Genomic DNA, 13,361 nt, shown 5'->3' on the forward strand with positions numbered 1-13,361 from the left:
AGTCGAAACGGGATGCACGCACCCCGGTCTTCGCTGGCAAGCCAGCGCCTACTCGCGACTGCTTCTCCCCCCCTTTCAATAGAGCGTTCCAGCATGCGGCCTCTGCTCATTGTCGGTGCCCTGCTCGTTCTACTCACGGGTTGCGTCAGCAGCCATGTCATCGACCCCCGGGGTTATGACGAAACCGGAACGGCCTCCTATTACGGTGCCCAGCACCACGGCAAACGCACCGCCAGTGGCGAAGCCTTCGACCAGAACGGCCTCACCGCCGCCCATCGAGAATTGCCGTTCGGCACCCGGGTGCAAGTCACCAACCTGGGCAACGACAAAAGTGTCGTGGTCCGCATCAATGACCGTGGCCCGCACACCCGTGGCCGCCTGATCGACCTGTCCCGCACTGCCGCTCAACAGCTGGATATGCTGCGCAGCGGTACCGCCAAAGTACGCATCCAAGCCCTCAGCGACTGACCGACGGAGCCCTAGCCATTACCGCCTTTGCCGAACTGCCCCTGCTCAGCCTGATCCAGCTCATCAGCGGCCTGCTGATGCTGATCGCCGGCGCCGAGTTGCTGGTGCGCGCCGCCGTGCGCCTGGCGGCGCGCCTGCATGTACGCCCGCTGATCATGGGCCTGAGCATCGTCGCCTTCGGCAGCAGCGCGCCGCAAATGGCCATCAGCCTGCAAGCGACCCTGGCCGATAACACCGACATTGCCGTGGGCAGCGTGATCGGCAGCAGCATCTTCAACATCCTGGTGATCCTCGGCCTCTCGGCCCTGATCATTCCACTGCGAGTGTCGCGGCAACTGGTACGCCTGGACATCCCGCTGATGATCGGCGCCAGCCTGCTGGTGTTCGCCCTTGCCTATAACGAACGCCTCACTCCGGTTGATGGCCTGATCCTGCTCGCAGCCCTGGTGCTGTATCTGGTCCTGCTATTACGCCAGTCAAGGCACTCGGCGCGCCCTCGTTTACCCGATCCTGCCGACCAGCGCAGCGCAGCCCCCAGATTCAGCAGCATGCTGATGGTCCTCCTCGGCCTGGGGCTGCTGGTCTTCGCCGGGCACCTGTTGCTGGGCGCTGCCATCACCGTGGCTGATAACTTGGGGCTGTCGGAGCGAGTCATGGGGTTGACGGTGATTGCCGTCAGCGCCTCCCTGCCGCAGCTCGCCACCTCGTTGCTTGCTGCCTTGCGCGGCCAGCGGGATATCGCCGTGGGCAACGTCATTGGCAGCAACCTGTTCAACCTGCTGGGGGTGCTGGGATTCACCGCCCTGGTGGCGCCGACGCCGCTCTCGGTCTCGCCCAATGCCCTGGACTTCGACCTGCCAGTGATGCTCGGCGTGGCGGTGCTATGCCTGCCAGTGTTCTATTCCGGGTACCGCGTGACCCGGGCTGAAGGCCTACTGTTTCTCGGCCTGTACCTGGCCTATGGCCTGCACGTGGTGTCCTTCACCACCGGCATGCCCCTGGCCGGCAAACTGGAACACTTGATGCTGTTTTTCGTCCTGCCAGCGCTGGTGGCGTTTCTGCTGTTCAGTTCGCTACGGGCCTGGCGCCGCCAACACAAGAGAGAAACGCCATGAGCGAGAACAAGAAAAACGGGGTGCAAATGCGTCGCCAGGTAATGGGCGATGCCTTTGTCGATCGCGCCCTGGGCAACGCCACCGAGTTCACCCAGCCGTTGCAGGATTTCGTCAACGAGCATGCCTGGGGCGGGGTATGGAACCGCGAAGGGCTGCCATTGAAAACCCGCAGCCTGATTACCCTGGCGGCCTTGACGGCACTCAAATGCCCGCAGGAGCTTAAAGGCCACGTGCGTGGCGCCCTGAACAACGGTTGCACTGTGGACGAGATTCGCGAAGCGCTGCTGCATTGCGCGGTGTACGCCGGCGTACCCGCGGCCATCGACGCCTTCCGCGCCGCGCAGGAAGTGATAGACACTTATCAACAGGCCAACTGAAGACTCGCCATCGGGGCAATGATCGCCGGCTGACCGGCGATCCGCTTCATCGGCTGCTCAGATCCAACCGCCCCACTGCAACAGGAAGATCCCGAGGTTGGTGGTCACGGCCGCCATTACGGTGGTGATGACGATGATCGCCGCCGCCAGTTCATGATTGCCATTGGCCGCCCGGGCCATGACAAAACTCGCCGCCGCAGTCGGGCTGCCAAAGTACAGGAACAGGATCCCCAGCTCCGCCCCACGAAACCCGTATAACCAGGCCCCCAGGGTCGCCAACGCCGGCAGGCTGACCATCTTCAACAGGCTCGAACTCATGGCCATCCGACCACTGTTGCGCAAGGCCACCATGGACAAGGTGCCACCAATGCAGATCAGTGCCATGGGCAAGGTCATCTGCGCCAGGTATCGACCCGAAGTCTCCAGCCAACCCGGCAACGGAATCTGCCAGTAAGCGAACGGCACCGCCGCCAGCACACTGATTATCAGCGGATTGCGCACCACACTCTTGAAGATGCTCCAGGGATCTGACTTGATCTGCGGGCTATAGACCGCCAGGACAATGGTCGACAGGGTGTTGTAGAACAGGATCACCAGGGCCGCCAGCACCGCCCCCAGGGAGATCCCGTAATCCCCATACATGCTCGCCGCCAGGGCTAAACCGATGATTGCGTTATTGCCGCGAAATGCGCCCTGGGTATAGATACCGCGATCGGCCCTTGGACAACGCCAGATCGCCCAGCCCCAGGCCAGAGCAAAACACACCAGGGTGGCCACGCCAAAGTAGATCAATACCGCCGGTTTCAACGCCGAATGCAGGTCCGCATGCAGAATGCCGAGAAACAGCAGCGCCGGCATGTTGACGTTGAACGCCAGCGACGAAGCGACATGGATAAAATTGTCGTTGATCCACCCCACCCGCTTGAGCAGTAGCCCAAGGAACAACATCGCAAAAACAGGCGCAGTGATCGTCAGCGTTTCGAAAAAGATGGCCAGCATGCGCGAATGAACCTTGAGCCTGTCGTCAGGGCGCCAATGATAATCCAATCCACAGGCCGCCGCCCGGCGTTGCCTCCATCTGGATTCGGCTCGTTCAGCCCATGCAACAGCCCCGTCCGCTCGATCTCCCAAGCGTATTGACGCCTTGGAGAACGAAGCCGAAGCACCGAGCAAAACCTGCCATTCGCAATGCTTGATACAGGAAGGAATCATTCCTTGCTTGACGGCGGAAAGTCTTCCTCTATTATCCAGATAACTGTATATCCATACAGTTAAGTTCAAAGCATCCCCATGACATATCAAGGAGCTAGAAATGTCAGGACTCTCTGCACAGAAGCAGCAACAGCCACAACACGCCGGCAAGATCATTGCCGACCTGGATCACCTGTTCAGTGAACAGGGCATTGCCATCTCAGGCGATGGCGACACCCTGGTACTGGTCGCCGATGGCCATCACACCATCAAGTATCACCGCCCCGAAGTCCTTCCCCGCGCCGTGCAAAAAGCCACCAGGCCACAGCTACGTTTCGAGGGTGGTGAGCACACCGCAATCGGTGACAACACCCTGCTGCGCTTTACCAAGGACGCACCGGCTATTCCCGCCTGGCAGGTCGAACTGCACTTGCCCAATGGCCTGTCCCTGACCTATGGCCAGGTGGTTGCCCTGGGGGGGGATTTCTACGGCATTCCCGAGCAGCCGATTTGCGAAGGCGCGACCCCGACCGATCGAGTGCAACGTTTTACCGCCGCCTTCAATTCCCTCGCGGTGCTGCCGGCGGCCAAAGACGAAGCCCGGCAGATCCTCGCGGTAATGCAAAAAGAAATCGCCGCAGCCAACCAGGCGATCCGCGACGGCAAACAACCCCACGAAGCCTATGATGCCCTGGGCGATACGCTGTCCGAAGAGTGGAACAAGATCACTGGCGGCGGCAGCCTGGTCTCCGCGTTGTTCCCTCTGGGGCGCTACTTGAAGCTGGCGGCCAACAATGCCGACCACTTTGGCGAATGGGCCCTGGCGGCTTACATCGCCGGGCACACGGCGGCCCTGCAGCAAGCGGTACTGGCGGGTAAAACCGCAGATGACAAGCAACTGGAACTGGCCTATGCGATGAGCGCCTTCGCCGATCACTTCCTCACAGACCTGTTTTCCGCCGGTCATGTGCGAGTGCCACGCAAACAGTTGGCAGCGGTGGTCACCCCCAGCGACCTGGGCTCACTGATTACCCGTTTCATGCACGACGAAGACAGCAAGTTCGGCCTCAATGTCAGCAATACCCAGGGCGATCACTGGCACGCCTACGGCGACAAGCGCTACTTCGACAGCGTCGACCACCACAATCGGCAACAAGTGAAGCTTGCGGTACAGCGCTCGGCGGACGAAATCTTCGCCAGCTACTTGAGTGGCAGCCTCCCGGCTCCAGCCAGTTACTCGGCGTTAAAAGTTCTTCCGGACCTGAACGCCGCGAAAGCCGGCAACTTCTCGCCGCTGTTCGTGATGAGTGGTAACAAGGTACTGCGTCGCAGCGACGTCAATAACCTGAATGACAACAAGACCATCGATAACTGGTGGGGCTGGAGTACCTACCTGCTGCTGAAAAACTACAGCCCGAACAAACCCGCCGGCTACCTGGAAACACCCAACACAACTCCAACGATCCTGGCCGATGGCTGGCAGAGCCATACCCCCAGCGAACCCAACTGGCTGCCGGGCCACGCAGTGCGCTACGCCCTCAGCGAAACCAGCGGCTTGAACGAGTCCTACAACGGCCCCTGGTCGGCCTATGTGGAACTGAGTGACAGCTTCCAGCCGACCCTGAGCATTCCGTCCGGGACCAGCAACAGCAGTTCGACCGGGCGCAATGTGTTCCGCCAGTTCCGAGGAGGCTCACCGGAGCTGATCGGTTCCATCGACAAGAGCGCCAGCCGTTTCATCGACCGCAACGCCTGATAAGGAGATCACCATGGCTATCAACCTGAAACTGCAACTGGCCTCCGGCCAATCCCTCAAGGACGCGCCACTGGAGTTGCTGCTCAACGGCGCTCCGATTGCCCGGGCCAGTGTGGATGAACACGGCAACGTGACCTTCAACGCCCAACCGGGAAGCGGCCAGCTGGCGGTAAGAGTGGATCGAATGATCCTGCACAAGTCCTGAGCCACTCCCGCCCTGCAGCCACTGCAGGAGCGGGATTAACCACGGAGGAAACGCCTCAAACCACACAGCAACCAAGATCAGCGCTTGATCCTGCGTGCCTTGGCATCAACCTGAGGCACCGCTCGCAAGACGGCTCAGGCGCCAGCGCCTGGCGGCCTGGGCGAAACCCTCACTCAGGCCATCTGGGCCTGATCCACCAAGTGCCCCTGCTCGATACGGATGTGCCGCGGGTGGAAACGCTTGAGGCTGCTGCGGTGACCAACGCTGACGATGCTCACCCCCGGCAACTGGTCGATCAGTGCCTGATACAGCGTGGCCTCATCTTCTTCGTCCATGGCCGAGGTGGCCTCATCCATGTAGAGCCAGTGCGGGGCATAAAGCAGTGCCCGGGCAAAAGCCAGTCGCTGCTGCTCGCCCGGGGACAACATGCGCTGCCAGTGATTGCTCTCATCCAGGCGCGCCACCAGATGGGGCAGGCGGCAGGTTTCCAGGACCTGTTCATAACGCTCCTGGGAATAGCTTTCACCCGGCTGTGGATAACTCAAGGCATCACGCAGACTGCCAATGGGCAGATAAGGTTTTTGCGGCAAGAACAGATAGCGCTGGGCCGGCAGCAAAATGCTCCCATGCCCCGCCGGCCACAGCCGCCCCATGGCCCGCAGCAGGGTGCTCTTGCCACTGCCGGAGCGGCCACTGAGCATCAGCCGTTCACCGGGCCGCACAGTCATCTGCGAACCGGCCAGCAAGTGACGACCATCTGCCAGGTCCAGAGCGAGGTCACGGACCTGCAAATGATCGCCCTGGCGCTGCACATCAATGGCCGGTGGACGCTCCTCGTTTTCGCTCATGGCCTGGCGGAAACTCAGCAGACGGTCACAGGTGGCACGCCAGGCGGCCAGGTCCGAGTAGGCGCTGATAAACCAGCTGAAGTTCTCCTGGACGTTGCCGAAGGCCGAGTTGATCTGCATCAGTTCGCCCAGTTCGATCTTGCCGGTGAAGTAACGCGGCGCTGCGACGATGAACGGAAAGATGATCGCAATCTGGCCATAACCGGCAGTGAAGAAGGTCAGGCGCTTGGACACCTTCATGATGTCCCAGAAGTTGTGCCAGACCTTGCCGAAGCGACTGCTCAGGCGCTGGTTCTCGTTCTTCTCGCCGTCATACAGGGCAATGCTCTCGGCGTTCTCCCGCACCCGCACCATGGAGAAACGCAAATCGGCTTCGAAACGTTGTTGTTGGTTGTTCAGGCCAATCAAGCGGCGCCCGATCAGGTGGGTCAGCCAGCTGCCGATTGCGGCATACACCAGCGCGCACCAGAACATATAGCCGGGAATGGTGTAGCCCAAGACCTCGATGCTGCCGGACACGCCCCAGAGAATGATCGAAAAGGACACCAGGCTGACCATGTTACGGATCAACCCCAGGCCCAGGGCCAGGGTATTGCTGGTGAAGCTGTTGAGGTCTTCGGAAATCCGCTGGTCCGGGTTGTCGGTGTAGCCGCCCTGCTCCAGCTGGTAGTAGTTCTTGTGGCCCAGCCAGCGGGCAAAGTGTTGCTCGGTGAGCCAGGCCCGCCAGCGGATGGTCAGCATCTGGGTCAGGTACAGACGGTACACCGCACCCAGGATCGCCACCGCAGCAATCCCGCAGAAATACAGGATCAAGTGCCAGAACGCAGCCTCATCCTTCTTCTGCAAGGCGTTGTAGAAATCCTTGTACCAACTGTTGATCCACACCGAGATGGCCACGCTGAACAGCGACAGGCCGATCACGGCAATCAACAGCAACCAGGCCTTGCCCTTTTCCTCACTGCGCCAGTAAGGCGTAATCATCGCCCACACCCGGCGAAAGAATTGCCCGCGCACAGCATCATTGACCGCGGAGTATTCAGCGTTCTGATTCATCGTTGAGGCTCGATAGGGAAAGGGACAAGCGCTGAGCCGATCATAGTAGATCGGCTCGCTTTTTCACGACGCCCAGCGGACATTCGTTCAGTCGCAGTTCAGCGACGTACGGGACGCTTCTGCAGTTTGCGCTGCAAGGTACGGCGATGCATGCCCAAGGCTCGGGCAGTGGCGGAGATGTTGCCTTCGTGTTCGGTCAACACGCGCTGGATGTGCTCCCATTGCAGGCGGTCCACCGACATCGGGTTTTCCGGTACCAGGGTGTCGAGATCGGCGTGTTCGGAAAGCAGCGCAGCCAACACGTCATCGGCATCTGCCGGCTTGCACAGGTAATTGCAGGCACCGCGCTTGATGGCCTCCACCGCAGTGGCAATGCTCGAATAGCCGGTCAGGATCAGCACGCGCATTTCCGGATCCAGCTCCAGTAGCTTGGGCAATAGCACCAGCCCGGAGTCGCCATCCATCTTCAGGTCCAGCGCGGCGTAGTCCGGCAAGTCCTGTTGCGCGATGCTCAGGCCCTCTTCGGCGGAACCTGCGGTACTGACGCGAAAGCCCCGGCGGCTCATGGCTCGGGCCATCACGCGGGTAAAGGTGGCGTCATCATCCACCAGCAACAGATGTGGCAGTTCCTCGCCTTCGACTTGGATCTCTTCACTCATGGTCGTCTCCTCGGGCGGCACGAGGCAGGCGCAGCTCGGTGAGCGTACCGCCTTCCTCATGACTGTAGAGTTTCACTGAGCCGCCAGCGCGGGTCACGCTGGCCTTACTCAAAAACAGGCCCAGGCCAAAGCCTTTGCCCTTGGTGGTAAAAAACGGTTTGCCAATCTGCTCGGCGATGGCCAAGGGTACTCCGGGGCCGTGGTCACGAATACTGATAGTGAGGTTTTCCACGTCCCAGTCCAGGCGTACTTCCAGGCCTTCGGGGCAGGCATCGGCTGCATTGTTCAGCAGATTGAGCAAAGCTTGGGTCAGGTCCGGTGGTGGCGCCAGTCGCGGCACCGGCCCCTCACCCAGCAGATGGAAACGGTAACTGGCCTCGGGGCGCATCAAGTGCCAGCGGTTCAAGGCTTCGTCCAGCCACTGGGTGACGTCCTGCATATCCACCGCCAGGCGACGATTGGCTTCGGCAGCGCGCACCAGTTGCTGCAGGGTTTCCTTACACAGCTTGACCTGATCCTGGAGCACGCTGAGGTCATCCTGCAGCAACGGATCGGGATGGTCCTGGCGCATTTCTTTGAGCAGTACGCTCATGGTCGCCAGTGGCGTGCCCAACTCATGAGCGGCGCCGGCGGCCTGGGTCGCCACGGCCAGCAATTGCTGGTCTCTTAGCCCTTCTTCACGACGGATCGCCCGCAACTCTTCCTGACGGCGTAGCTCTTCAGCCATTCGCGCGGCGAAGAACGTAATCACCGCCGCAGCCAGGGCGAAGCTCAGCCACATGCCATAGACCTGCAAGTTCTCCCGGGCAATGGGGAAAGTTTGCAAGGGGTAAAAACGTGCCAGCAGCAAGGTATAAAGGGTCAGTGCGATGCCCGAAAGGACCACCGAATAACGCCAGGGCAGGGTCACCGCGGCAATGGTCAGGGGCACCAGGTAATAAGACACGAAGGGGTTGGTGGAGCCGCCGGAGAAATATAGCAACACGCTGTGGATAAACAGGTCGCAGGCCAGCTGCAGAGCGTACTCCAACTCCGTCACCGGCCAGGAAGTGCGCAGGCGAATGGCGGTAAAGGCGCAGAGCACCATGGAGAAAATCAGGGTGACACTCAATTGCAGCCAAGGCAGTGGCAGCAGGTCGAGCCAGTAGGCGATCCCCACTGAACCGGCCTGAGCGGCTAGCACGAGGGTACGAATAAAGGTCAGGCGCCAAAGGTTCTGGCGGGTCGCGGACAGCAATTTTACGGGGGCGAGCATGAGCTCTCCTGATGAGCGCTCCAGGGCAATCGCCGGGAGTATAACCAAGCCGCCCGCAGCGCAGGCAAAACTGCGGCAAAGCGCCACAGAGAAAAGCCGCGACAGCGGCAAACTTTCAGCTACCAGCGCAAGCCCGGGATCGTAGCCTGCTTACATGTATCAAAGTTGTAAAAGGCTGCAACAGCGAATAAAAACTACAGTCTTATCTGCTCACGCAGCTCGAACCTTTGGCCTGCGGACCGCACTCAAGGAGTTTCCATGCAGCATTTCAGTCGCAGCGTCGCCCTTCTCGCCCTTAGCGCCGGTACCCTCATCAGCCTGCCAGCGCTGGCCGCCGATGAACTGCACTACAACCAGATTTCCCTGCGCGCCGAAGTCAGCCAGGAAGTGGCTCGCGATCTGATGATTGTGACCCTCTATAGCGAGTCGCAGAACACCGATCCGGCCAAGCTCGCCGCCGAAATCACCACCACCATGAACAAGGCCCTCGGCCAGGCACGCCAAGTCAAGGATGTGACCCTGCGCCAGGGCAGTCGCAACAGCTACCCAATCTACGATGGCAAGGGCCAGAAGATCACCGGCTGGCGCGAGCGCGCTGAACTGCGCCTGGAAAGCTCCGACTTCGCCGCTCTGTCCAAGCTTACCGGCGAACTGCTGGGCGACCTGAAAATGGGCGGCATGGACTTCGCCATCGCCGATCCGACCCGCAAAGCCAGCGAAGACGCCCTGCTCAAAGATGCGGTCAAAGCATTCAAGGCCCGCGCCCAACTGGCCACCGAAGCTCTGGGCGGCAAGGGCTACAAGATCGTCAACCTGAACCTCAACAGCAACGGTTATCCACAGCCCTACATGCGCGCACCAATGATGATGAAGGCCGCCAGCATGGATTCGGCGCCGGTGACCCCGGAAGTCGAAGCAGGCACCAGCCAGGTCAGCATGACGGCTGATGGCGCCATCGAAGTCTTGATGCCGTAAAGTTTCCCCAGCCTCCCCCAAACGGCGGTAGCCTCCAGCACGAAACCGAGGTTATCGCCGTTTTTCGTTACCAACTGTTTCAGCCCGAACCAGGAGTACTCAGCTCACGGTGCAGCCGTTCGGCCACCTCGGCGAGGTTAAAGTTAGCGACCTCAGTATTGCGCCTGCCAGGCGTTAGTGACGTCTGCCGGGTATACTGCTCCTTTCAATAAGAGTCTCTCCAATGACCGCAGATCGCATCGGCGAACGCCTGCGCCGCTATCGCCGCGCCGCCAAGAAAACCTTGCGCCAAATTGCCAGCGAGTCCGGTCTTACTGCCAGTTTCCTCTCCCAAGCGGAACGCAATCTCACCGGTGTCTCGATCTCTTCCCTGGTCAACATTGCCAAGTCTCTGAACGTTCCGCTGAACGCTCTGTTCGACCAGCCGACTCAAGCGCAACCCGACTCCCACGAAGGCAAGCGGGTGCGCTACACCATCGAAGGCCAGCCACTGGCCTACGAGCGGCTGTCCAGTTCCTTTCCCGGCAACCTGATCAACGCGGTGAAGATGAACATATCGGTGGGCTACCAGTCGGAGCTGATTTCCCATGATGGCTCAGAGTTCTCCTATGTTCTTTCAGGGCAGATCGTCTACACCATCGAAGGCCGCCAATATCCCCTCGGCGCCGGCGACTCGGTGCACTTCGACGCGACCAAGACTCACTGCCTGGCCAACGTCGGCAACGGCCCGGCGGAAGTCCTGACCATCACGACCATGGGCCTGTTCGACGACCATTCGGCAGCCTGAGCTCAATCCATGGCCGCCTATCGAACCTCAGAGGCAGCCTTTGCGCAGGAGAAATGTAAGTCACACTTAATTTTCGTTGACCCCGATTTCAGCATGACTTAATTTCGGCATCGGCGAATCGACAATCAACAACACAACAAGCGATCGCCGTCGCCGCACAGGGTCCATGGGGCTGCATCCACTCCCCATAGAAAGGCGAGTTGCCATGGCCCACAAGGCCAATCCTCAGATACGCCCTAGAAAAAGAATAATGAGGTTTGCATGCGTAAGACCTTTCCGCTCCAGGTTTGGCAGACAGCTGGTCTGATCCTCGGCTCCCCGCGGTCACACACCGCCAGCAACCTCCACACCGACTACGTCACTTCGAGCCGCGACGTCAACGCCGCCGGCAATGTGCTGTTCACCTGCCAACGCCTGCTCGAGCGCAGGCATCCGTTGCGCACGGTCTCCCCCTCCGAGTCGCCCTACTTCATTCGGTCAGCCAGATACGCCGGCCCTCTGCACAAGGAAGGCAAGACCCAGCAGCTCAACCCGAAGCCGGCCGTAACGGGCTCCAGTGACGCACCAACGGTGAGCGCGATTCGCCCTGATTGCTCCACAAGAAGGCGGCATATGCACCACAAAAAGCCGGCGCAAACGATCAAATGCGTCAACACTTATACAAATGCGTCATTCCTGTACGTCCGTTCCACTCTTTGAGACTTGTGACGGCCCTGCATCTTGCATTGGGTATGGGGCCTGCATAAGTATCGATGGGTCGACTCACAAGGTCGCCCTCTACACCAAAAATGACAACAAATCATGAGGCCACCATGTTCAAAAAAGCAGTCCTTCCGTTATTAGTCAGCGCCGGCTTGCTTGCCAGCGCACCCTTCGCCCACGCGGCAACTAACCTGGTGTTCTGCTCTGAAGGGAGCCCGGCCGGTTTCGACCCTGGCCAGTACACCACCGGAACCGACTTCGACGCCTCAGCCGAAACCCTCTACAACCGGCTGAGCCAGTTTGAACGTGGCGGCACCGCCGTGATTCCTGGCCTGGCCACCAGTTGGGACATCTCGGACGACGGTCTGACCTACACCTTCCACCTGCGTGAAGGTGTCAAGTTCCACACCACGCCGTACTTCACCCCGACCCGCACCTTCAACGCCGACGACGTGCTGTTCACCTTCAACCGCATGATCGACAAGGACATGCCGTTCCGTAAGGCGTACCCGACCGAATTCCCGTATTTCACCGACATGGGGATGGACACCAACATCACCAAGATCGAGAAGCTCGACGACAAGACCGTCAAGTTCACCCTGAAAACCGTTGACGCCGCGTTCATCCAGAACCTGGCGATGAGCTTTGCCTCCATCCAGTCCGCCGAGTACGCCGACAAGCTGCTCAAGGAAGGCAAGACCAGCGACATCAACCAGAAACCGATCGGCACCGGCCCATTCGTCTTCAAGAGCTACCAGAAAGACTCCAATATCCGTTACACCGGCAACAAGGACTATTGGAAGCCTGAAGACGTGAAGATCGACAACCTGATCTTCGCCATCACCACCGACCCATCGGTACGTATTCAGAAACTGAAGAAAAACGAATGCCAGGTCACCCTCTTCCCGCGTCCAGCCGACCTCAAGGCGCTCAAGGAAGACAAGGACCTGAAGCTGCCTGAACAGGCAGGCTTCAACCTTGGCTATATCGCCTACAACGTGATGCCGGTACTCAAGGGCCGCACCGACGCCAACCCATTGGCCGACCTCAAGGTGCGAGAAGCGCTGGACATGGCGGTGAACAAGCCGCAGATCATCGATTCGGTGTACCAGGGCGCCGGCCAACTGGCAGTCAATGCCATGCCGCCGACCCAATGGTCCTACGACACCACGATCAAAGATGCCAAGTACGACCCGGAGAAAGCCAAGCAGCTGCTCAAGGAAGCCGGCATCAAGGAAGGCACTCAGATCACCCTGTGGGCCATGCCGGTACAACGTCCGTACAACCCGAACGCCAAGCTGATGGCCGAAATGCTGCAGTCCGACTGGGGCAAGATCGGTCTTAAGGTGAACATCGTCAGCTATGAATGGGGCGAGTACATCAAGCGTTCCAAAGGCGGCGAAAACCAGGCGATGATCATCGGCTGGAGCGGCGACAATGGTGACCCGGACAACTGGCTCGGCACCCTGTTCGGCTGTGATGCAATGAACGGCAACAACTTCTCGAAATGGTGCGACAAGCCTTACGACGCACTGATCAAGCAGGCCAAAGCTACATCCGATGTGGCCAAACGCACCGAGCTGTACAAGCAGGCGCAGCACATCATCAAAGACCAAGTCCCGATGACACCTATCGCACACTCGACGGTGTTCCAACCCATGCGCGCCAACGTGCAGGATTTCAAGATCAGCCCCTTTGGTTTGAATTCCTTCTACGGCGTCAGCATCGGCAAGTAAGGTCCTGCAACGGCGACGTCCCTGACGTCGCCATTGCTTGACCGGCCCACCCTGGAAGAATCCGGCCCTATCTGCGAGATACCGTCCTTCGAGCACACGGTCTTTCGTATTAAAAGCCGATTCCTACAAGGCTATAAGGCACATCGCATGTACGCCCCTGCACTCGATCCCTAACGTCGGTGCAAGGCAAACCTGCGCCTGCCGACGGGCATTTGCTGCAAGCCATGGTTTGGC

13 protein-coding genes are annotated in these 13,361 nt (G+C 59.8%); 9 read left to right on the plus strand and 4 right to left on the minus strand.

The genetic code is table 11. The features are described 5' to 3' along the window. Positions 1 to 93 precede the first annotated feature (93 nt). The 3 genes from GV819_RS08945 to GV819_RS08955 are packed head-to-tail and all read left to right on the plus strand — an operon-like array spanning position 94 to position 1,960. Entirely contained in the window at positions 94 to 468 is a 375-nt protein-coding gene (locus GV819_RS08945) for a septal ring lytic transglycosylase RlpA family protein (RefSeq protein WP_161755641.1), read from the plus strand. Between the two features lie 50 nt (positions 469 to 518). Next, entirely contained in the window at positions 519 to 1,583 is a 1,065-nt protein-coding gene (locus tag GV819_RS08950) for a calcium/sodium antiporter (RefSeq protein WP_161755874.1), read from the plus strand. Continuing rightward, the gene (locus GV819_RS08955; RefSeq protein ID WP_161755643.1) at positions 1,580 to 1,960 is read left to right on the plus strand and encodes a carboxymuconolactone decarboxylase family protein; all 381 of its coding nucleotides are present in this window, start codon (positions 1,580 to 1,582) and stop codon (positions 1,958 to 1,960) included. Before GV819_RS08950 ends, GV819_RS08955 begins: the two co-directional genes overlap by 4 nt. Before the next feature lie 57 nt (positions 1,961 to 2,017). Here the strand turns inward: GV819_RS08955 and GV819_RS08960 are convergent, their stop codons facing one another. Beyond that, positions 2,018 to 2,959 carry an AEC family transporter gene (locus GV819_RS08960; protein ID WP_161755645.1) on the minus strand — a complete coding sequence of 314 codons (942 nt, stop codon included), beginning with the start codon at positions 2,957 to 2,959 and terminating at the stop codon, positions 2,018 to 2,020. A 313-nt stretch (positions 2,960 to 3,272) separates the two neighbouring features. Here GV819_RS08960 and GV819_RS08965 point away from each other — a divergent pair, with 313 nt between their 5' ends. Both GV819_RS08965 and GV819_RS08970 read left to right on the plus strand, forming a co-directional pair. Next, a complete protein-coding gene (locus GV819_RS08965; RefSeq protein WP_161755647.1) occupies positions 3,273 to 4,907 on the plus strand; it encodes a phospholipase in 1,635 nt (544 codons plus the stop codon). 13 nt (positions 4,908 to 4,920) lie between these two features. Beyond that, the gene (locus GV819_RS08970) at positions 4,921 to 5,112 is read left to right on the plus strand and encodes a hypothetical protein (protein WP_161755649.1); all 192 of its coding nucleotides are present in this window, start codon (positions 4,921 to 4,923) and stop codon (positions 5,110 to 5,112) included. A gap of 173 nt (positions 5,113 to 5,285) precedes the next feature. On the opposite strand, the gene GV819_RS08975 is transcribed toward GV819_RS08970, so the two are convergent. The 3 genes from GV819_RS08975 to GV819_RS08985 form a co-directional block, all read right to left on the minus strand. Further along, positions 5,286 to 7,013 (minus strand): ABC transporter ATP-binding protein/permease, encoded by a 1,728-nt coding sequence (locus GV819_RS08975; protein WP_161755651.1) that lies wholly within the window; start codon positions 7,011 to 7,013, stop codon positions 5,286 to 5,288. Positions 7,014 to 7,111: 98 nt separating this feature from the next. Next, positions 7,112 to 7,672, minus strand: a complete 561-nt coding sequence (locus GV819_RS08980) for a response regulator transcription factor (RefSeq protein ID WP_016968400.1) — start codon at positions 7,670 to 7,672, stop codon at positions 7,112 to 7,114. Continuing rightward, complete coding sequence (locus GV819_RS08985; RefSeq protein WP_161755653.1) at positions 7,665 to 8,927, minus strand: ATP-binding protein; 1,263 nt, start codon at positions 8,925 to 8,927, stop codon at positions 7,665 to 7,667. Before GV819_RS08985 ends, GV819_RS08980 begins: the two co-directional genes overlap by 8 nt. 258 nt (positions 8,928 to 9,185) lie before the next feature. Here GV819_RS08985 and GV819_RS08990 point away from each other — a divergent pair, with 258 nt between their 5' ends. The 4 genes from GV819_RS08990 to GV819_RS09005 all read left to right on the plus strand — a co-directional run bounded on the left by GV819_RS08990 (position 9,186) and on the right by GV819_RS09005 (position 13,127). Further along, positions 9,186 to 9,902 carry an SIMPL domain-containing protein gene (locus GV819_RS08990; protein WP_161755655.1) on the plus strand — a complete coding sequence of 239 codons (717 nt, stop codon included), beginning with the start codon at positions 9,186 to 9,188 and terminating at the stop codon, positions 9,900 to 9,902. A gap of 223 nt (positions 9,903 to 10,125) precedes the next feature. Further along, positions 10,126 to 10,689: a helix-turn-helix domain-containing protein gene (locus tag GV819_RS08995; protein WP_161755657.1), complete on the plus strand. Its 564-nt coding sequence runs from the start codon at positions 10,126 to 10,128 to the stop codon at positions 10,687 to 10,689. A gap of 261 nt (positions 10,690 to 10,950) precedes the next feature. Next, positions 10,951 to 11,388 (plus strand): hypothetical protein, encoded by a 438-nt coding sequence (locus GV819_RS09000; RefSeq protein ID WP_161755659.1) that lies wholly within the window; start codon positions 10,951 to 10,953, stop codon positions 11,386 to 11,388. A 113-nt stretch (positions 11,389 to 11,501) separates the two neighbouring features. Beyond that, on the plus strand, positions 11,502 to 13,127 hold the full coding sequence (locus GV819_RS09005) for an ABC transporter substrate-binding protein (protein WP_161755661.1): 1,626 nt from the start codon (positions 11,502 to 11,504) through the stop codon (positions 13,125 to 13,127). The last annotated feature ends 234 nt before the right edge of the window (positions 13,128 to 13,361 follow it).

It is taken from the genome of Pseudomonas sp. Fl5BN2 (assembly GCF_009908205.1).
Classification (GTDB): domain Bacteria; phylum Pseudomonadota; class Gammaproteobacteria; order Pseudomonadales; family Pseudomonadaceae; genus Aquipseudomonas.